The sequence below is a fragment of the Thioreductor micantisoli genome, assembly GCF_055392745.1.
The window spans coordinates 589,963-611,393 of record NZ_AP043760.1 but is presented as its reverse complement, the minus strand read 5'-3'; the positions used below and the strand labels follow the sequence as shown (position 1 = coordinate 611,393).

The 21,431-nt window shown below is 28.9% G+C and carries 20 protein-coding genes; 5 read left to right on the top strand and 15 right to left on the bottom strand.

From position 1 onward, the window contains the following. Positions 1–29: 29 nt before the first annotated feature. On the bottom strand, positions 30–1,544 hold the full coding sequence (gene purH / locus ACZ5OA_RS03255) for a bifunctional phosphoribosylaminoimidazolecarboxamide formyltransferase/IMP cyclohydrolase (protein WP_464908098.1): 1,515 nt from the start codon (positions 1,542–1,544) through the stop codon (positions 30–32). Continuing rightward, positions 1,544–3,733: a phosphoribosylformylglycinamidine synthase subunit PurL gene (purL, locus tag ACZ5OA_RS03250; RefSeq protein ID WP_464908097.1), complete on the bottom strand. Its 2,190-nt coding sequence runs from the start codon at positions 3,731–3,733 to the stop codon at positions 1,544–1,546. The genes purH and purL overlap by 1 nt, the downstream gene beginning before the upstream one ends. Positions 3,734–3,810: 77 nt before the next feature. Between purL and ACZ5OA_RS03245 the strand changes: the two genes are divergently transcribed. After that, a complete protein-coding gene (locus ACZ5OA_RS03245; protein ID WP_464908096.1) occupies positions 3,811–4,776 on the top strand; it encodes a L,D-transpeptidase family protein in 966 nt (321 codons plus the stop codon). A 5-nt stretch (positions 4,777–4,781) separates the two neighbouring features. Here ACZ5OA_RS03245 and ACZ5OA_RS03240 read toward each other — a convergent pair whose 3' ends face one another. After that, positions 4,782–5,759, bottom strand: coding sequence for a tetratricopeptide repeat protein (locus ACZ5OA_RS03240; RefSeq protein ID WP_464908095.1), 978 nt, complete (start codon positions 5,757–5,759; stop codon positions 4,782–4,784). A gap of 49 nt (positions 5,760–5,808) precedes the next feature. On the opposite strand from ACZ5OA_RS03240, the gene dnaG reads away from it, so the two are divergent. From dnaG to ACZ5OA_RS03220, 4 genes are all read left to right on the top strand, one after another. After that, positions 5,809–7,413: a DNA primase gene (gene dnaG / locus ACZ5OA_RS03235; protein WP_464908094.1), complete on the top strand. Its 1,605-nt coding sequence runs from the start codon at positions 5,809–5,811 to the stop codon at positions 7,411–7,413. Then, a complete protein-coding gene (locus tag ACZ5OA_RS03230; protein ID WP_464908093.1) occupies positions 7,410–8,375 on the top strand; it encodes a 7-cyano-7-deazaguanine synthase in 966 nt (321 codons plus the stop codon). The genes dnaG and ACZ5OA_RS03230 overlap by 4 nt, the downstream gene beginning before the upstream one ends. 109 nt (positions 8,376–8,484) lie before the next feature. Further along, positions 8,485–8,739: a hypothetical protein gene (locus ACZ5OA_RS03225; RefSeq protein ID WP_464908092.1), complete on the top strand. Its 255-nt coding sequence runs from the start codon at positions 8,485–8,487 to the stop codon at positions 8,737–8,739. Beyond that, on the top strand, positions 8,723–9,100 hold the full coding sequence (locus ACZ5OA_RS03220) for a PIN domain-containing protein (RefSeq protein ID WP_464908091.1): 378 nt from the start codon (positions 8,723–8,725) through the stop codon (positions 9,098–9,100). Before ACZ5OA_RS03225 ends, ACZ5OA_RS03220 begins: the two co-directional genes overlap by 17 nt. Before the next feature lie 13 nt (positions 9,101–9,113). Here the strand turns inward: ACZ5OA_RS03220 and ACZ5OA_RS03215 are convergent, their stop codons facing one another. The 12 genes from ACZ5OA_RS03215 to ACZ5OA_RS03160 form a co-directional block, all read right to left on the bottom strand. Next, entirely contained in the window at positions 9,114–10,328 is a 1,215-nt protein-coding gene (locus tag ACZ5OA_RS03215) for a BaiN/RdsA family NAD(P)/FAD-dependent oxidoreductase (RefSeq protein WP_464908090.1), read from the bottom strand. Positions 10,329–10,370: 42 nt separating this feature from the next. Next, positions 10,371–10,934 carry a 2-oxoacid:acceptor oxidoreductase family protein gene (locus ACZ5OA_RS03210; protein ID WP_464908089.1) on the bottom strand — a complete coding sequence of 188 codons (564 nt, stop codon included), beginning with the start codon at positions 10,932–10,934 and terminating at the stop codon, positions 10,371–10,373. Further along, complete coding sequence (locus tag ACZ5OA_RS03205; protein WP_464908088.1) at positions 10,931–11,764, bottom strand: 2-oxoglutarate ferredoxin oxidoreductase subunit beta; 834 nt, start codon at positions 11,762–11,764, stop codon at positions 10,931–10,933. Before ACZ5OA_RS03205 ends, ACZ5OA_RS03210 begins: the two co-directional genes overlap by 4 nt. 9 nt (positions 11,765–11,773) lie before the next feature. Further along, positions 11,774–12,913, bottom strand: a complete 1,140-nt coding sequence (locus ACZ5OA_RS03200) for a 2-oxoglutarate synthase subunit alpha (protein WP_464908087.1) — start codon at positions 12,911–12,913, stop codon at positions 11,774–11,776. Further along, positions 12,913–13,212: a 4Fe-4S dicluster domain-containing protein gene (locus ACZ5OA_RS03195; protein ID WP_464908086.1), complete on the bottom strand. Its 300-nt coding sequence runs from the start codon at positions 13,210–13,212 to the stop codon at positions 12,913–12,915. The genes ACZ5OA_RS03200 and ACZ5OA_RS03195 overlap by 1 nt, the downstream gene beginning before the upstream one ends. A 148-nt stretch (positions 13,213–13,360) precedes the next feature. Next, positions 13,361–14,260, bottom strand: a complete 900-nt coding sequence (locus tag ACZ5OA_RS03190; RefSeq protein WP_464908085.1) for a GGDEF domain-containing response regulator — start codon at positions 14,258–14,260, stop codon at positions 13,361–13,363. 299 nt (positions 14,261–14,559) lie between these two features. Beyond that, a complete protein-coding gene (sucD, locus tag ACZ5OA_RS03185) occupies positions 14,560–15,432 on the bottom strand; it encodes a succinate--CoA ligase subunit alpha (RefSeq protein ID WP_464908084.1) in 873 nt (290 codons plus the stop codon). Next, complete coding sequence (gene sucC / locus ACZ5OA_RS03180) at positions 15,429–16,607, bottom strand: ADP-forming succinate--CoA ligase subunit beta (RefSeq protein ID WP_464908083.1); 1,179 nt, start codon at positions 16,605–16,607, stop codon at positions 15,429–15,431. The genes sucD and sucC overlap by 4 nt, the downstream gene beginning before the upstream one ends. Before the next feature lie 20 nt (positions 16,608–16,627). Beyond that, positions 16,628–17,185 (bottom strand): Fe-S-containing hydro-lyase, encoded by a 558-nt coding sequence (locus ACZ5OA_RS03175; RefSeq protein ID WP_464908082.1) that lies wholly within the window; start codon positions 17,183–17,185, stop codon positions 16,628–16,630. Between the two features lie 10 nt (positions 17,186–17,195). Then, positions 17,196–18,047, bottom strand: a complete 852-nt coding sequence (locus tag ACZ5OA_RS03170; protein WP_464908081.1) for a fumarate hydratase — start codon at positions 18,045–18,047, stop codon at positions 17,196–17,198. A gap of 2 nt (positions 18,048–18,049) precedes the next feature. Next, positions 18,050–19,003 (bottom strand): malate dehydrogenase, encoded by a 954-nt coding sequence (locus ACZ5OA_RS03165; RefSeq protein ID WP_464908080.1) that lies wholly within the window; start codon positions 19,001–19,003, stop codon positions 18,050–18,052. 148 nt (positions 19,004–19,151) lie between these two features. Further along, positions 19,152–21,359 (bottom strand): NADP-dependent isocitrate dehydrogenase, encoded by a 2,208-nt coding sequence (locus ACZ5OA_RS03160; protein ID WP_464908079.1) that lies wholly within the window; start codon positions 21,357–21,359, stop codon positions 19,152–19,154. Between the last annotated feature and the right edge of the window lie 72 nt (positions 21,360–21,431).

Here is a 21,431-nt window from a genome sequence, read left to right as displayed (position 1 = left end):
CTCCTTATTTTTTTTACAATTATAACAAATTAATGATAAAAATGTCTAATTCCTGTAAAATACATAGCTATATCATTTTCGTTAGCGGCTTCAATAACTTCATCATCTCTGATACTTCCACCAGGTTGAACAATATATTTCACTCCAGCCGTTGCTGCCGCGTCAATTGAATCTCTAAATGGGAAAAAAGCTTCACTTGCAACAGCTGAACCTGTTACATCAAGATTTAATTCTTTTGCTTTTTTCAAAGCACATTGTGCCGCATCCACTCTACTTGTCATTCCCATTCCAATTGCAACCATTGCACCATTTTTTACATAAACAATACAATTTGATTTTGTAAGTGCTGCAATTTTCCAAGCCATTTCTAAATCTTTGAAATTATCAGCTTTTGCTTTTGTTACACATTTAGCATTTTTAACTTCATCAGAGTTAACTCTATCTGCATCTTGAGAAACAAAACCACCCTCAATATGTTTGAAATCACTATCATCACCTGAAATATAGAGCTCATCACTTCCAACTTCAAAAAGTTTAATTCTTTTTTTCTTTTCAAAGACTTTCACTGCTTCATCTGTAATTCTTCCAGCGATAATAACCTCAACAAAAATTTTATTTATTTCTTTTGCAAGTTCTTCATCTAAAATCCCATTAATTGCTACAACTCCACCATAAGCACTAATTGGGTCACATTTTAGAGCTTGGGTATAACTATCCATTAGTGTGTCTTTCAAAGCAACTCCACAAGGATTGGCGTGTTTGATGATTGAAACTGCACCTTTTCCCATAGCAACTGCAACTCTAACTGCACCATTCATATCAGTTAAGTTATTGAAACTTGCTTCACCTTTAAGTGTTTTTAAATTATCAAAATGATTATCAAATTCATATAAAGCACCTTTTTGATGAGGATTTTCTCCATATCTTGTATTCATAACTTTTTTACCAGCTATAAATTTATATTCCCCAAAATTATCATTAAATCTTTTATTCATATAATTAGCAATCATTGCATCATAATTTGCAGTATGCTCAAACGCTTTAATCATTAAATTTCTTCTAAATTCTAATGTATTTTTATTATTTTTAAGTGCATCAATTACTTCATCATAATTGTTACTATTTGTAACAATAATAACATCATTAAAATTTTTAGCAGCACTTCTTACCATTGTAGGACCACCAATATCAATATTTTCAATAATTTCATCAAAATTATCTGTTCTTTCGATAGTTTCTTTGAATGGATATAAATTTACACAAACCAAGTCAATAGCCTCAACTCCAAGTTTTTTAGCTTCTTCTTTATGCTCATTTCTTTTATGTAAAATCCCTCCGTGAATATAAGGATTTAGAGTTTTTACTCTTCCCTCAAAACATTCTGGAAATTTTGTAACTTCTGTAACATCTATAACTTTTACTCCATTTTTAGATAAAACTCTAAAAGTTCCACCAGTTGATAATATTTCAAAACCTAACTTTTCTAAACTTTTAGCAAATTCAACAATTCCTGTTTTATCACTTACACTTAATAATGCTCTCATTATATTACTCCTTCTATGTCATTTTTCATAATATTTCTTAATCTATTAAAATAGATATTTTTTGCTTCTTCTAAACCATATTCAACATCATTAACTTTTATTTTATTTCCACCAACTTTTCCAATTTTTTCTACATAAATCCCAATATTTTTTACTTCTTCTTCAAATTTATCAGCATTTTCAGGTGCAATTTCAACAATTGCTCTTGAAATAGTTTCACTAAAAATATCTTTTTTATCATCGACTTTTACTTCTATTGCACAACCTTTATTACTTACACAAGCTACTTTATAAAGTGCAATAGCAATTCCACCTACGCCAACAGTTTTAGCTGATTCAATATTTTCACTTTCTAAAAGTTTCCATAAATTCACTTCTTTATCAAAGTTAACTTCTGGATGAACTCCAGCAATTTTGTTATAAAGTTTTTTTAGATATAAAGTTCCACCAAATTCACTTTTTGTTTCACCAATTACATAAAGTAAATTTCCTTCTTTTATCCATTTAGAACTTCTAACCTTGTCTCCCACTCCAACAGTACCTATTTCAGGAGTTGGAAAAATATTTTCATTACTAGTTTCATTATAAAGTGAAACATTTCCACTAACTACTGGAGTGTTTAACTCTTTACAAGCTTCTTTGATTCCATCCGTAGATTCTTTAAATTGCCACATTGTTTCTGGTTTTTCTGGATTCCCAAAATTCAGACAATCTGTAATTGCTAGTGGTTTAAGCCCTTTAGCAGCTACATCTCTACCTGATTTCATTACAGCCTCAGCTCCACCAAGTTTAGGATCTATATAACAAAATCTTGCATTACAATTTGTGCTCATACCCAAAAATATACCATTCTCTTTTACTCTAATTACACTTGAATCTAAACTTCCAGGATGTTCTGTTGTGTTTGTTTGCACCATTGAATCATATTGATTATAAACATAACTTTTATCTAATACTTCGCTATCTTTGATTAAAGTTTCAAATACTTCTTGATTTGGAATATCTTTATTTAATTCAATATTTTTAATTTCATCAATATATTTTGGTTTTGCTACTGGTCTAACTAATTCAGGTGATTCTTCACTAACTGGTGCAATTGGAATATCTCCACATTTTTCATTATGCCAGAAAAGTTCCATTCTTCCAGTGTTTGTAACTTCACCAATTACCTCAGCATCAAGTTCCCATTTTTTAAATATTTCAACTACTTTATCTTCGCACCCTTTTTTAGCACAAATAAGCATTCTTTCTTGACTTTCACTAAGCATAAAGTCATATGGAGTCATTCCTTCTTCTCTTGCAGGAACCCTGTCAAGATACATTTTCATACCAGCTCCACCTTTTGGCATCTCAAAAGCTGATGAAGTAAGACCAGCAGCACCCATATCTTGAATACCTACAATATAATCATGTTTAAACAGTTCTAAACAAGCTTCCATTAAAAGTTTTTCAGTAAATGGATCTCCTACTTGAACAGTTGGTCTTTGGTCTTCTTGACCTTCTTCGAAACTATCGCTACTCATAACCGCTCCACCAAGTCCATCTCTTCCTGTTTTACTTCCTACATAAATTACTGGATTTCCTTTACCACTTGCATTTGCATAAAAAATTTCATCATTTTTAGCAAGTCCTAAACTAAATGCATTTACTAAGTTATTTCCTGCATAACACTCTTCAAAAGCAACTTCACCACCAATCGTAGGAACTCCTATACAATTTCCATATCCTGCAATTCCTTCTACAACTCCATTTAATAAATGTCTATGAAGTTTAGCAATTTCATCATTTCCTTGAATATGTGCAAATCTAATAGCATTTAAATTAGCAACCGGTCTTGCTCCCATTGTAAAAATATCTCTCAAAATTCCACCAACTCCAGTTGCGGCACCTTGATAAGGTTCTATAAAACTTGGATGGTTGTGTGATTCCATTTTAAAAACAGCAGCCATTCCTCCACCAATATCAATAACACCTGCATTTTCTCCTGGACCTTGTATTACCCAAGGAGCAGATGTCGGAAAACCTTTTAAATAATATTTACTTGATTTATAACTACAATGTTCACTCCACATTGCACTAAAAACACCAATTTCAACTATATTTGGTTCTCTTCCTAAAATTTCTATAATATGGTCATAATCAGCTTTGCTTAATTTATGTTTAGCTAAAACTTCTTCTAAATTTTCCATTTTTATCCTTATTGGCAAATATTTTTATAAAATTTTATCTAAAATTGGTATAATTTCCAAAAAATTCAAGGAGTTTTATGAAACTACTATTATATTCATTTATTTTAATATCATTTTTAAAAGCAGACATGACTGTTTTTAATAATTATAGACAAAACAATAATTGGGAAAAAAAAGCTGATACAGTTTTATATTCAGACGAATATATAAACTATTTATTACAAAATAAAAATGTTAAATTTGGATATTATGATAATCCCGTTAATGTAATTGTATGTTTTAAAACCAAAAAAGATCTGTTTATTTATAATTATAATAAGAAATTACAACTATCTACAAAATTTACAAATATATTAACTGGAAAAAACAGTGGTGATAAATGGATTGAAGGAGATGGGAAAACTCCAATTGGTATTTATACTCTTAAATACAAATTAGATGATAATGAATTAAGTGATTTTTATGGACCACTAGCTTATCCTACTAATTATCCAAATTTATATGATAAATATTTAGGAAAAAGTGGTCATGGTATTTGGATTCATGGTTTTCCAAAAAATGATCCAACTAGAGACTTTGATACAAAAGGTTGTATTGCTATTCCAAATAATGAATTACTTCAATTATCTAAGAAAATAGACTATAAAGACACTATTTTGATTATTGATACAAAAAATTTACCAACAACTAATAAAGAAAAAATAGCTACTATTTTGAAAAATTTATTCGAATGGAGATATGATTGGAAATATAATAAATTAGATAAATACCTATCTTTTTATGACAAAAATAGTTTCAAAAAAGATAATAAATTAAATTTTCAACAATTTGCTAATATGAAAAGCTTAATATTTTCTCATCAAAAACATAAAACTTTAAAATTTAGTAATATTCAAATAACTCCTTATCCATCAAAAAATAAAAATATTTATAGAATTAGTTTTTATGAATTTTTTAAAGCAGGAAATACTACATTTCAAGGACAAAAAATAATTTATTTACAATTAATTGACAATAAAATTAAAATATTTTTAGAAAATTAAAGAGTTTAATTATAATTTTCTCTATATTTTATACTATTTTTACTAATTATAGGTTCAACTTTAAAAGTAAATAACTCCTTACAATTCGGACATCTCTCATCATAAATAGGATATACATGTTTACAATTTTGACAAATATATTCAAATTCTAAATTTGCTAAATCCTTAGGTAAATATTTTAATACTTCAAGTTCAAAAATAGGACTTTTTATAGTAGTTTCTAACTCTTTTTTTGATGCTTTTATTTGAATTAAAGCATTGTTTTTAACAGGAAGAGATTCATAATTATAAAAAATATCAAGCATCTCATATACATCATTTTCATTTATTTCTTCAAAAACTTCTTTAGGATTAGCAGATATCAAATATGAAATATAACTTCTTTTTAAATACGGATATTTATTATAAAGTTTTTTTAGTTTATCTTTATCCATTTCAAAAAGAGCTTTTTTAAATAATATATAACATTTTTCTTTTTCTACATCAATTTCAAGTTCTTCAAAAATTTCTACAATATTTTCCATTTCATCATAATTTTTTAGTTTATCATCTACTATTAAAAGTAGTTTAAGAGCTTCTTTATTTCTTGGTTTACTTCTTAAAATTTCAAGTAAGGCAACTCTTGCTTTATGTAAAAATCCTGCTTTAAAATAGACTTTTGCTACCTTTTGTAAAACATCAAATTTTTCATTTTTAGTAACATTTTCTAATATAGCTAAATAAATATTCAAACTTTTTTCATAATTTCCCTCTTTTTCAAATGCCATTGCTAATAAAAACAGAGCATTTATAGAAATCTGATCCTTTAAAACATTCTTAATATCTTTATCATTTAAAAATTCAAACTTATCTATAAATTCTTTTAAATGTTTAATTCTATTTTTTTCTTTTAAACTTCCTAAAAAATTTGTAATCATTATAGTAATTGCTACAATTGATAAAAAAATAATAATACTAAAAAGTGGATTTGAATAACTAATCATTTAAAGCCTTTTTTTATAATTATACCAACTTTTTAGATATAATTCTCTTATGATAAAACCTGAATCGATTCAAAATCTAAAAAGTATTGCTGATGTTGTTGATGTTGTTGGAAATTATATTCAACTCAAAAAAAAAGGAAGCAATTTTACTGCAAATTGTCCTTTTCATAATGAGAAAACACCTTCATTTGTAGTAAGTCCTACAAAACAGATATATCACTGTTTTGGATGTGGAGCAAGTGGTGATGCCATTAAATTTATAATGGATTATGAAAAGTTAAATTATCCTGAAGCTATCGAAAAATTAGCATCTATGTATAATTTAGAATTAGAATATACAAAAAATAAAAACTTTACAGTTACAAATATTTTAGAAAAATTAAATAGCTTTTATAAACAAAAATTAATTTATAATCAAGAAGCTTATAATTATCTAAAAACAAGAGGCTTAAATGAGAATACAATAGAAAAATTTGGACTTGGATTTGCACCAAGTTCTAATGAACAAATTAATTTTATAAATCAGTCAAAACTACCTATAAATAAAGCTACTGAGTTAGGGGCCTTTGCAAAGGGTGAAAATGGGCTATATGCAAGACTCATTGATAGAATTACATTTCCTATTTTTTCAACAAATAATAAAATTATAGCCTTTGGAGGAAGAACTATTTCAAATCATCCTGCAAAATATATAAACTATGCAAATACAAAAATATTCAATAAAAGTAAAACTTTTTATGGGCTTAATTTCGCACGAGAAAAAATTTTAAGAAAAAAAGAAATTATAATAGTAGAAGGATATATGGATGTAATTATGCTTCATCAAGCAGGATATTCTAATGCAGTAGCAACACTTGGAACAGCTCTTACAAATGAGCATTTACCTATTCTAAAAAAGCTTAATGCAAAAATTATAGTGGCTTACGATGGAGACAATGCGGGAATCAATGCTGCAATTAAAGCTTCTACACTTTTAGCTCAGAATGGATTTGAAGGTGGAGCGGTAATTTTCAAAGAAGGCCTTGATCCAGCTGATATGATTAAAAATAATGAAGATTTAATACCTATTTTTGAAAACAATACACCTTTTATAGAATTTATAATAAAAGAAACTTTAAACAAATATAATTTAAAAAATCCTCATCAAAAACAAGAGGCTTTTAATGAAATAAAAAATTTTATAATGAGTCTAAATCCAATAACGCAAGATGACATAGCGAACTATGCATCTCAAATTATGCAAATACCAAAAAAATTCTTTAAAATAAGAAATAAAAATATTCAACTAAGTTCCAATAAAAAAATAGAACATGCAGAAGCTAGTATTATTAAAACTGTTTATGAAAATAGAAACTATTTAAATGAAGTTGCTGAATATCTACCACTTGAAATATTTAAAACTCACCAATATGAATTAGAGCTTTTATATCAAGAAGATTTCGATAATCCTGCTCTTTTAGATATAGTATTAAATGATGAAATTAAAATACTTGAATATAAAAGCTTAATGAATGCAATAAAAAAAAATTTAAAAGTCAATTATACAAATGAGCTTAAAAAATTGAATTTTGAAACTGTTTCATTAGAAGAAAAAGCACATAAAGCAAGAATCTTAAGAGAAAAAATAAAAGAGTTAGAAAAAGGAATATTATGAAAGCAATAGCACTTTTTAGTGGTGGACTTGATAGCTGTTTGGCTATCAAAATTATACAAAATATGGGAATAGAAATAGAAGCTGTTAATATAAATACTGGATTTGAAAGTAACTTTGGAAAAGAAGAATATCTTAAAAAAACTGCCCAAGATTTAGGGGTGAAATTTACTTCCATAGATTCAAGACAACAATTTTTAGATGAAATTTTATTTACTCCAAAATATGGATATGGTAAAAACTTCAATCCTTGCATAGATTGTCATGCAAATATGATAAATGTAGCTTTCCATTATATGAAAGAAGTTGGCGCTAAATTTATAATCAGTGGCGAGGTTTTAGGTCAAAGACCAATGAGCCAAAAACTTGATGGCCTTCATAAAATGCAAAAATTAGTAAAAGAACCTGAAATTGTAGTAAGACCACTTAGTGCAAAACTTTTACCCCCAACTTTACCAGAAATTGAAGGATGGATTGATAGAGAAAAAATGTATGATATTAGTGGGAGAGAAAGGAAATCTCAAATACAATTAGCCAAAGAATTTGCTTTAGAAAATTACGAATCACCAGCCGGAGGATGCCTTTTAACTGATAAAAATTTTTCAAACAGATTAAGAAATTTTATAAAAACAAGAGAACTAGAAGTAAATGATATTGATATTTTAAAAGTGGGAAGACATTTAATTGTAAATGATAAAAAAGTAATTATTTCACGAAACAAAGATGAAAATCCTATTTTAAAAGCCTACAATGGAGATAAATTTATTAAAATGTTTCCAATTGGAGTTCCTGGACCTGTGGGAGTTATTGAAAGTAATGCTGACACGGAAACTAAAAAACTTGCAAGTAGAATTTTGATTACTTATACAAAAGCTAACAAAGGAATTGTAGGAATAAATGGTGAAAATATAGAAGCCGAAAGTTTTGAAAGTAGAGAAAAAATCAAAGAGTTTATGTTGGTTTAGAGAAAAATTATCAAAGAATTAAACTAATTAAAATTTTAATTGACAAAATTCTTTTATTTATATATAATATATCTGTAATATATAAATACTTTTTATAAAGGAGATTGGCATGATAAGTATTGGTATTGGAGAAATCCAAAAAAACATTTCAATTTTTAAAAACATAACAGAAGCATTGCAAATTGTTGATAAAAGAAAAAAAGAAGTTCTTGCTATAGTTTATCCTGTAAAACAAAAATCAGTTGTAAAAAATTTATCAGGTAAATATAAAAATAGAATTCAAAAAAATGATCTGTCATTAGAAGAAATTAAAGAAATATCAATAATGAAAACTATGAAGGAAAAATATGGTTTATCTTCTTGATACAAATATTATTATTAGATTTTTAACAGGAGATAATGAAAAATTTCTAAAAAAGAGCACTGAATATTTTGAACAAATTGAAAAAGGTAAAAGAGAAGTTGAGATTTTAAGTGAAGTTTTAATGGAAGCATTTTTTGTACTTACAAAATTTTATAAACTTCCTAAAAACGAAGTAATATCAGATCTTAAAACTATTCTTTCATTAGAAGGAGTAATCAATAGAAATAAAATAATATTATTTGAGACTTTAAATATTATAGAAAATAAAAACATTGATTTTGTGGATGCTTTAATATGTGCAAAATGTAAATTGCAAAATTATGATAAATTGAGTTTTTATAAAGATTTAGAAAAGTGTTAAATTTAAGCTTAAATCAATTCTTGCCAGCAACATAGCCACTTGAAAAGGCCCATTGTAGATTATAACCACCACAAGGGCCATCAATATCAACAACTTCTCCACAAAAATAGAGACCTTTCACAATTTTACTTTCCATTGTCTTAGGATTTATCTCTTTTAAAGATACTCCACCCCTTGTTATCATTGCCATTTTAAAACCATCACTTCCAGTAATCGTCAAAGGCATATTTGTCATTAATTCAATAATTTTATTTTTTATTTTTTGCTTTATTTCTATTTTCATTATTTCTTTTATCAGATTAGCATTTAATCCACTTAAAATAAAAATTTCATTTAAAATAGAGTTTGGTAAAAGTTTTTTACAATTTTCTATAAAATTATCTCTTAAAAATTCTTTTAATTCTTCTTGAGTTTTACCTTTTACGAGATTGATAACAATAGGAACTTCATCGAATTTAGATAAAAGAGGAGTTATCTCTCTTGCAAAATCTAAAACAACAGGTCCCCTAATCCCATCTTTTGTAAAAATCAAATCTCCTTGGGCTTTTAAATTTTTATATTTTTTTAAATTAACTTTTATTGATGCTTTTCCAATTGTATCAACTCTACAATTATTTACCCATTTTTCTTTTACTTTCAAAGGCATCATTGCTGGAAAAATTTCAGTTATTTTATGACCAATTTCTTCACTTAATTCAAATCCATCACCTTCGCCTCCTAACATCGGATAACCTGCCCCACCCGTTGCTAAAATTATCTTTTCAGATTTAAAATTACCTTTTGTCGTTTGAACTCCAATCACTTTTCCATTAGAAACTAAAATTTTTTCTACTTTTGTAGAAGTTATAATTTGGACATTTAATTTATTTAATTCTTTTACCAAAGCTTCTATAATTGTAGAAGAGTTATGAGAAGTGGGAAAAACTCTAAAACCATCGGCCGAATGAGTTTCCACACCTATTTCCTTAAAAAAATTTACTAATTTAGTAGAGTCAAATTCTTGTAAAGAATCTCTTATAAAACGCCCATTTTTACCGAATTTTTCTATAAAAGTTTGAGTTGGAAGTCTATTTGTTAGATTACATCTTCCACCACCAGAAGCTTTAAGTTTTTGTGCAATTTTGGGAAGTTTTTCGATAATTAAAACTTTTAGGCCTTGTCGTGCTGAAATTATAGCACTCATAATTCCACAAGCACCACCTCCAATTATAATTTTATCAAAAGTCATTTAAAATTTTACTTGAATAAAAAAAAGAAAAACCAAAAAAGCTTACGCTTTTATTGGCCCTTTTGCAAGTGCAACTTTTGCTGCTTCTACACCTAATACAAAAGCTTTTTTATTAATTTCTACTGCTTTTGCTGGAACTCTAGCAACCATTGTATTAAATACTAAATCTTCATCAAGTCCATTCATAACAGCAGCTATGGCAAGTGCTACAACTGATTGAGTAATAACATTTCCAACTTTTTCTTTTGCAATTGTAATTACACCAATTGGATAAAGATTCCATTTTTCTTTATCTTCTTTTGTTGGATTAACTAAATTTGGTTCATATACAATAATTCCACCTGTCTTTACACCATCTTTAAATAGTTGATAAGAAGAATCAGCAACAGAAAGCATAAAATCAATTTCACCGTCATTAGCATAAGGGAAAAGAATCTCTTTATCATCTAAAACGATATCAACTTTAGTTGGACCTCCTCTTACTTGAGAAGTGAAAGTCGCTGCTTGAACACCATATTTTCCAGCTTCAATATTAGATCTTGCTAAAATTTCCCCAGCAAGAAGAACACCTTGTCCTCCTACTCCTGTAATTCTAATTTGTTTCATTTTTTTCCTCCTGCTTTTTCAATAACAGTATCATATAAATCACAATATTCATCATCTTTTACTTGCCATAAAAGACCTCTTGGAAATTTACCTTGTTTTTTTAATTCATGTTGTTCTTCAAGTGAAAATTTATCCCACTTAGCTTTACTCATTAAATTACCTTCAATCCAATCAATGTTTGCTTTTGCAGTTCCCATTTTATTTTTTCTACCAAGATTAATATGACAATTTGAATGAACATCAAAGAAACTAAATCCTTTATGAGTAAACCCTTTTACAAACAATCTTTCAAGTTTTTGAGCTTGTGCTACACTTTCTCTACCAATAAATGTAGCCCCTGCACCTTTTGCAAGTGCTGCTGGGTCAAATGTTGGATCAATATTTCCATATTGAGCTGTAACAGTCCACATACCTTGTGGAGTTGTAGGAGAAGTTTGTGAATTTGTAAGTCCATAAATAAAGTTGTTAACCAAAACAAAATTTAAATCAATATTTCTTCTACATCCGTGAATTGTATGATTTCCACCTATTGCAAGACCATCACCATCACCCGCAACTACAACTACATGTTTTTCTGGATGAGTAAGTTTAATTCCTGTTGCATAAGCAACTGTTCTACCATGAGTTGTATGAACTGTATTACAATCTAAATAAGAAGATAATCTTCCACTACATCCAATACCAGAAACTACACAAATATCATCTTTATCCCAACCAAGTTTAGCAAATGCTCTTACCATTGATTTTAGAATAACACCATCTCCACATCCCCAACACCAAAGTGTAGGCATTTTGTCTGTTCTTAAATAATAATCATAATTAAAAGCCATCTTATCTCCTTATACCATTTCTTTGATTTTGTTCATAATTTCGGCAGGACTAATTGGTCTTCCGTTTGCTTTGAATAATGTATTTAAATCATCTCTTTTTGTAATTCTTTCAATTTCATCTACATATTGTCCCATATTCATTTCAGTAACTAATATAGGTTTGTTTGCAAATTTTTCACCTGCTGCTTTGATAGCTTTTTCAGGACTTGGCCAGATTGAAATTGGTCTAAATAATCCAACTTTAATACCTTCTTCTCTTAATTTAAGAATAGCTGCTTTTACTGCTCTACTTACAGAACCGTAAGCATAAATTAAAACATCAGCATCATCCATCATAAATTCTTCATACTCATCAATTTCATCTTGATGTGCTTCGATTTTATTAAATAATCTTTCAATTAAATTTTGACATAACTCTGCATCTTCTGTTGGGAATCCAGTCGGTCCATGATGAAGTCCAGTAATATGATATCTATAACCTTTAAAGAATGGATTTAATACTGCAGGTTGGTCTTGTTCTGCTTCAAAAGGTTTATAATCTGCTGGATCACCTTCAAATACTTTTCTTTCAACTAATGAATTTTGAATCTCTTCTAAATCTGGTAAAACAGCTTTTCCTACCATATGACCTAGTGTTTCATCAAGTAAAACAAATACTGGTGTCATAAATCTTTCAGCTAAATTAAATGCTTTAACTGTAAGAGTATAACACTCTTCTAAACTACCTGGACATAAAGCAATTGATTTATAATCTCCATGTGTAGGTGCTTTTGCTTGGTTTATATCACCTTGTTGTGGTCTTGTTGGAAGTCCAGTTGACGGTCCACCTCTCATAACATTTGTAATAACTAATGGTACTTCCGTAATAAAAGAAAGTCCAATTTGTTCTGATTTAAGTGAAATACCAGGACCTGAAGTATTTGTCATAGATTTAACTCCACTCATACTTGCACCTAGGGCCACACAAATACCTGCAATTTCATCTTCCATTTGAATAAATTTTCCACCATTTTTCGGTAAATTAACACTCATTTGATGAGCAATTTCACTTGATGGTGTTAATGGATAACCACCAAAAAATTTACATCCAGCATCAATAGCTGCTTTTGCTGCTAAAACATTACCTGTTGATACAACTTCTCTAGCCATTATGCTTCTCCTTTAAGTTTTTTAACTTCATTTAATTTTTTAAATTTAAATTCACTTCTTTCAGCTACAAAAATAGCAATATCCGGACATTGGAGTTCACATTCCCTGCATCCTATACAATATTCAGGATGATCAACATTTACCATAGCTCCTAAAACATTATGAGGATCTACTCTCATTGATAAAACTCCTGTTGGACATACATCCACACAGATATCACAAGCTTTACATTTACTTTCATCCACCCATACCGGAGTATTTTCAGGTGATTTCATTTTAAAGTCTATATTTAGTGACATTTAAACTCCTTATTTTTATTTATTGATAATATAGCATAAAAAGCCTATTATACTATTTAAATTTGATAATTATTTTATAAGAAAGTAATAAATTGTTACTTTTAGTTACTCTTTAAAAAAGTTAAAAAAGGAAGTTATTTACAAAAAGTTACATATTATAAACTATAACTCTATTTCTTCCATTCTCTTTTGCTTCATATAAAGCAATATCAGCAGTTTTTATTGCATAAAACAAATCATCTTTTAATTCAGATATTCCTATACTAATAGTAAATTTAATATTTTTTCCAGGAATTTTTATTTCCATATTTTCTACATTTTTTCTTATTATTTCCCCAATTTTTTCTGCTTCTTTTAAGGAAGTATTTGGTAACAATATAATAAATTCTTCTCCTCCAAATCTTGAAAAGACATCACTTTGTCTAATTATTAAATTAACTTTTTCAACTAAACTTTTTAAAACTATATCTCCTATCAAATGCCCATAAGTATCATTAATTTTTTTAAAAAAATCAATATCAATCATTAATAAAGATATTTTTTTCTTTTCTCTTTTTGACAAAGCTATTAATTTAGAGGCTATTAGCTCAAATCCTCTTCTGTTATAAATATCAGTTAAAGCATCTTTTAAAGTTAATTGCTCAAGTTTTTTATTTTTTTCTTTTAATTCATCAATTAATTTATTAATTTTTAACTGATTTTCTATTCTTTTAATAATTTCTATTGGTTTAAATGGCTTTTTTACATAATCTACACCACCTACTTCATAAGCTTTTTCTATACTTACTTCATCATCTTTTGCAGTTAAAAATATAATTGGAATATTTTTTGTTTTTTCATATTTTTTTAGGATTTTACAAACTTCATAACCATCCATTTCAGGCATCATAATATCAAGTAAAATTAAATCTATATTTTCATTTTTGGCTATTTTAATTGCATTTTTCCCTTCCGTTGCAGTAAAAAATTCATATTTTCCAGCAAATAAACTTACTAAAATATCTATATTTAATTCAATATCATCAACAATTAATATTTTATTTGTCATTAAACCTTCTTAATATTTTTTCAACATCTTTGAATTTATGCTTTTTTGCAAAATCACTAATATTCTGAATTATATCATCTTTTTTCTTATATTCATATTTTAATACAACTTCAATATTGCTAATTAATTTTTCATATTAACAAAAACTATTTTATTAGTCTCAATTTTACTAAATCTTTATTTAAAAAAATTTAAAAAAAATATTATAATTAAAACAAATTTTTTTATAAAACATTCTTTTCTATTTTAATTATAATATTTAAATAATTACAATTACTTAAATCCCAAAAAGGGAAAAATTATTTAGATAAAACTTCTTTTATAGCTTTACCAATTTCAGCAGGAGATACTACTACTTTAACACCAGCTTCTTTTAGAGCTTGCATTTTTTCAGCTGCAGTTCCAGCACTTCCACTAACGATAGCACCAGCATGTCCCATTCTTTTACCTTTTGGAGCAGTTTGTCCAGCAATAAAAGCAACAACAGGTTTAGTTATATTTTCTTTAATATATTTTGCCGCTTGAATTTCTAAATCCCCACCAATTTCACCAATCATAACGATTGCTTGGGTCTCTGGGTCAGCTTCAAACATTGGTAAAAGTTGTAAATAACTAAGTCCAATAATTGGATCTCCACCAATTCCAACTGCTGTTGTAATTCCAAATCCAGCTTTAACAACTTGGTTTGCACCTTCATAAGTTAAAGTTCCAGATTTAGAAATTAGTCCAACATTTCCTTTTTTGAAAATATTTCCTGGCATAATTCCAAGTTTACACTCTTCAGCAGTCATAATTCCTGGACAGTTTGGTCCAATTGTACTCATACCTTTTTTAGTTGCATACATTTTTGCAAACATCATATCTTTTACAGGAGCACCTTCTGTGATAATAATTGCAAGTTCAATTCCCGCGTCAGCTGCTTCAACTACAGCATCTCCAACGAATGCAGGTGGAACAAAAATCATACTAACAGTTGCACCTGTTTCATTTACTGCTTCTTTAACTGTATTAAATACAGGTTTTCCTAAATGAGTTTGACCACCTTTATTTGGAGTAACTCCTCCTACAATTTTAGTTCCATATTCTATACATTGTTCTGAATGAAAAGTCCCTTCTTTACCAGTAAAACCTTGAACAATTACTTTTGTATCTTTATTTACTAAAATACTCATTTTAATTCTCCTTTTGCTGCTGCTACTGCTTTTTTAGCACCATCTAATAAATCAGTCGCAGGAATAATATTTTCAATATTTGCATTTTTTAGAATTTCAACTGCTTCCTCTGCATTTGTCCCATCAAGTCTTACAACTACTGGTACATGCACATCTACCATTTTTGTAGCTTCTAAAATACCATTAGCAATTCTATCACATCTTACAATTCCACCAAAAATATTTACAAAAATTGCTTTTACTTTTTGATTTTTAAGAATGATTTCAAATCCTTTTGCAACAGTTTGCGCGTTAGCTTTTCCACCAACATCAAGGAAATTAGCAGGTGTTCCACCAACATAATTAATTGTATCCATAGTTCCCATTGCAAGTCCAGCACCATTAACCATACATCCAATTTCACCATCAAGTGATACATAACTTAATCCGTGCTCTGCTGCTTCTCTTTCATTTTCATCTTCTTCAGAAATATCTCTCATACCTGCAATATCAGGATGTCTATAAAGTGCAGAATCATCAAATCCCATTTTTGCATCAAGTGCTAAAAAATCACCACTTTTTGTTCTAATAAGAGGATTTATTTCAATTAATTCCACATCTTTATCCATATAAATTTGGAATAATTTACTTGCAAAATCAATAAATTTTCTTTGTTCTTGTTTATCAGTAATTCCTAGTCCAAATACTAATTCTCTTCCGTGGAATCCTTGAAAACCAATTGTTGGATCAACTGCAACTTTTACAATTTTTTCTGGAGTCTCGGCTGCTACTTTTTCAATCTCCATCCCACCTTCTGTAGAAGCCATAATTACAGGCATTTCTCTTGCTCTATCTAAAACTATACCTAAATAAAGCTCATCTTTAATATCTGCACCTTCTTCAATATAAACTTTATGAACTACTTTACCTTCTGGTCCAGTTTGATGAGTAACTAATGTCATTCCTAAAATTTCATCAGCAAGTTTTTCAACTTCCTCAATTGACTTAGCAAGTTTTACACCCCCACCAAGACCTCTACCACCTGCATGAATTTGCGCTTTTACAACCCAAATATTTCCACCTAATTCTTCTGCTGCACTCACTGCTTCTGAAGGAGTAGTAGCCACTATTCCTCTTGGAGTTGGAACTCCATAATCTTTGAATATACTTTTGGCTTGGTATTCATGAATATTCATATTTTCTCCTTTAATCTAAATTAATCTTTTTTTTCCCATTTTTTTCTACCTTCTTCATAAAGGTCACCACCATAACAATCATTTACAACAGTTACTGGAAAATCTTCTACTTCGATTCTTCTAATAGCTTCTGGCCCTAATTCTGGATAAGCAATAACTTTTGCTTTTTTAATTCTTTTAGCTATTAAAGCACCTGCTCCACCTGTTGCACCAAAATAAACTGCTTTATGCTTAATGCAAGCATCTTTTACATCTTGATTTCTTTTACCTTTTCCAATCATACCTTTTTGACCATTATTGATAAGAATTGGAGAATAACTATCCATTCTATAACTTGTAGTAGGACCTGCACTTCCAATAGGTTCTCCTGGTTTTGGGGGAGTTGGCCCTACAAAATAAATTACACTTCCTTTTAAATCAAAAGGTAATTCTTTTCCTTCTTTAATCAAATCTACTAATCTTTTATGAGCTGCATCTCTTGCAGTAAACATTACTCCATTTAAATATACAATATCACCAATTCTTAATTTTTCTACATCCTCATCGTTTAAAGGCATTGTTAATTTATATTCAGCCATTATTTATCCTTTATAAAGTTATATGTGCGTGTCTTGAGCTATGACATTGAACATTTACGCTCACTGGTAAGCTCGCAATATGACATGGATTTTTTTCAACATGAACAGCAAGAACTGTTTTTGTTCCACCCATTCCCATAGCACCAATTCCTAAATTATTTAATTCTTCTAAGATTTCAGCTTCAAATCCATCTAAATTTGGATTTTCATTTTTAGTTCCTACTTCTCTAAAAAGAGCGTGTTTACTAGATTTAGCAGCTACTTCAAATGTTCCACCAATTCCAACTCCCACAATAATAGGAGGACACGGATTAGGTCCTGCATTAGAAATACATTCTTTTACGAAAGCTTTAACTCCTTCTTTCCCCTGTGCTGGTGCTAATACAGTTGCACGACTAACATTTTCACTTCCACCACCTTTTGCAGCGTATTCAATATCAATTTTATCACCTTCAACTAAGTCAAAATGAATTACAGCTGGAAGATTATATCCAATTTCATCTTTGTAATTATGTCTATCAAAACATTCACAAGTTGAAGCTCTTAAATATCCTTCTTTATAAGCTGCTTCAGTTGCTTCATCTATTGCACCTCTAATACTTCCACCTACAACTTTTACATCTTCACCAACTCTTATAAAATATACAGCAAGTCCTGTATCTTGACATAAAGGTCTTGACTCATTTTTTGCAAGTTCTGCATTTTCAAGAATTTGTTTCAAAACTGATTTTGCAACTTCACTTTTTTCTTCTTTATATGCTTTATTAAGTGCATCAAGTGCATCTTTTGGAAGATTTGTAGCGGTATGCAACACCATAGCTTTTACTGATTTCACTAAATCTTCATATTTAATTTTTCTCATTTTTAATCCTTTATAAATTGATTCTTTTTTAAAATTTTAATTAAATCTTGAACTGACTTGACACTTCTATCAAATTGGTTTCTTTCACTTTCGTTTAAACTAACTTCAATGATTTTTTCAACTCCATTTTTACCAAGCATTACAGGAACACCATTTACTATATCTTTATAACCATATTCACCATTTAAAAATGTTGCACATGGATAGATTTTTTTAGAATCTTTTAAAATTGATTCAACTATAATTGCAGCTGCTTTCCCTGGTGCAAAATATGCACTAGTTCCTAGTAACTTAATAATATCACCTCCACCATGTTTAGTCTTTTGAACAATTTCAGCTATATCTTCATAACTTAATAAATCGCTAAGAGGAATTCCTGCCACAGTAGAATATCTAATAAGAGGCACCATATAATCACCATGACCCCCAATTACAGTAGCTCTAATTTGACCTGCTCCATATCCAAGTTTTTCATGAATAAAGTGAGTCATTCTTGCACCATCTAAAATACCAGCCATTCCAATTACTTTTTTTGGGTCAAAACCACTATCTCTAATTGCTACATATGTCATAGTATCAAGTGGATTAGTTACAATTACTAAAATCGCTTCAGGAGCTACTTCTTTTACATTACCTACAATATCTCTTATAATTTCAGCATTTTTCATAACCAAATCATCTCTACTCATTCCCTCTTTTCTAGGAAATCCTGCTGTAATTACAACTACACTACTATCTCTAACATCTTCATAACTCTCAGCTGCTTTTACAACAGAGTGAGTTCTAACAGCACTTGCTGCTTGATTCATGTCAAGAGCTTTACCTTTTGCTCTTTCTATATCCCTATCAACTAAGACAACCTCATGACTTAACCCTTGCATTGCAATTGAATAGGCTACAATACTTCCTACATTTCCACCAGCTCCAACAATTGAAACTTTACTCTTACTACTCATTAATGATCCTTTTAATAACACAAACTATAAAACACTAAAAATATTTATAAAATATTGTATAACTTTTTTTATAAATTTCCAATATATTTAAAAAAAATATGAAAATTTATAAAAAAGTGTGTAATTTTTCCCATAAAAAAGGGAGAAATTATATTTTATTTATAATTTCATTTAAAGTTTCACTTGGTCTCATAGCTTTTTTAACTTTTTCTTCATCTGGATAATAATATCCACCAATATCAGCCGATTTTTCTTCCACTGCTAGCATTTCATCAATAATAGCTTTTTCTAAATCTTTAAGTTCTTTTGCAATTGGTGCAAATTGTTTAGCTAATTCTTTATTTTCATCTTGATTTGCAAGAGATTGTGCAAGATACATAGCCCAATAATAGTGACTTGCTTTATTATCTTGCTCTCCTACTTTTCTACTTGGAGTTTTATCATTATCAAGATATGCTTCATTTGCTTTATCTATCATTCTTGCAAGAAGTGAAACATCTTTATCTCCTGACTTATGTCCAATCATTCTAAGTGATTCAGCAAGTGCTAAAAATTCACCTAAACTATCCCATCTTAAATGGTGAGTTTTTAAGAATTGTTCTACATGTTTTGGAGCACTTCCACCAGCACCTGTTTCAAATAAACCACCACCTGCAAGTAATGGAACAATACTCATCATTTTTGCACTTGTTCCAAGCTCTAAAATTGGAAATAAATCTGTCAAATAATCTCTCAATGCATTTCCAGAAACTGAAATAGTATTAATCCCTCTTCTTACTCTTTTTAGAGTATATTTCATAGCAGCTCTTGGAGCTAAAATATGATATTCAATATCTTTTTGTGCTAAATATTCTGGTAAATATTCAACAACTTTTTTGATTAAGTTTGCATCATGTTCTCTATTAGAATCTAACCAAAATACTATAGGATCTCCTGTAAGACTTCCTCTTTCATGAGCTAATCTAATCCAATCTTTAACTGGGATATCTTTTGCTCTCATCATTCTCCAGATATCACCTTTTTCAACTTTATGACTCATGAGTACTTTACCATCAGCATCTTTTACTTCCATAAGACCATCAACACTAGCTTTAAAAGTATAAGGATGACTTCCATACTCTTCTGCTTGTTTAGCCATAAGCCCTACATTTGCAACATGCCCCATTGTAGTAACATCAAATTGACCATTTTTTTTAGCATCTTCTATAATTTCATCATAAGTAGTAGCAAATGTTCTATCAGGAATAACTGCTAATGTTTCTTGAGTTTCTCCATCTTTGTTCCACATTTTACCACCTTCTCTAATAACTGGTGGAAGAGAAGCATCAATAATAATTAAATTAGAAGCATGAAGATTTGTAATTCCATTATCACTATCAACCATAGCAATATTAGGTCTTTTATTATATTCATCAGAAATTGCTTCTTTAATTTTATCAGCTTTTTCTTTTGGTAATTTTTCTAATTTATCATATAAATCACCAAGTCCTAAATCTGGATTAATTCCTATTTTTTCAAATTCTTTAGCATATTTCTCAAATACATCTTTGAAAAATTCTTTAACTGCATGACCAAAAATAATAGGGTCTGAAACTTTCATCATTGTAGCTTTTAAATGAATTGACCATAATAAATCTTCTTTCTTAGCTTCTTCAATAGTCTCATCTAAAAAACTTGCTAATTTTTTAGCACTCATAAAAGTGGCTGATAAAATTTCTTTATCCTCTGATTTACCTTCATATAGAACTTTATCATTTAATTCAATAGTAAATTTTCCACCTTTTTCAACAATTACAGATTGTTCATTTCCATAAAAATCACCATCATTCATATAAGCAACTTTTGTTTTACAATTTTTGGCGAAAGATTTAAGTCTATGAGGATGTTTTTGAGCATATTTTTTAACCGCATCCGCTGCTCTTCTATCACTATTTCCTTCTCTTAAAACTGGATTAACTGCACTTCCTAAACATTTATTATAAAGTTGTCTAACTCTTTTTTCTTCATCTGTCTGAGGATTTTCTGGAAAATTTGGAAGTTTATAGCCTTGAAGTCTAAGCTCTTCAATTGCCGCTTTTAATTGTGGAATTGAAGCTGAAATATTTGGAAGTTTAATAATATTTGCTTCAGATTTATTAACTAATTTTCCTAAATAGGCAAGATCATCATTGATTCTTTGATCTTCTTCTAAAAACTCTCCCATAGTCGCAATAATTCTTGCTGCAAGAGAAATATCTCTTGTCTTTACATCAATTCCAACTGTTTGGGTAAATTTTTGCACAATTGGTAATAGCGAATATGTTGCTAATGCTGGTGCCTCATCAATTTTTGTCCATACAATAGTAGCTTTACTCATTGTAATCCTTTTTATTAAGTTTTTAAAGTAATTTCAATTACTTTCATACTTAAAATTGTAACAATATTTAAA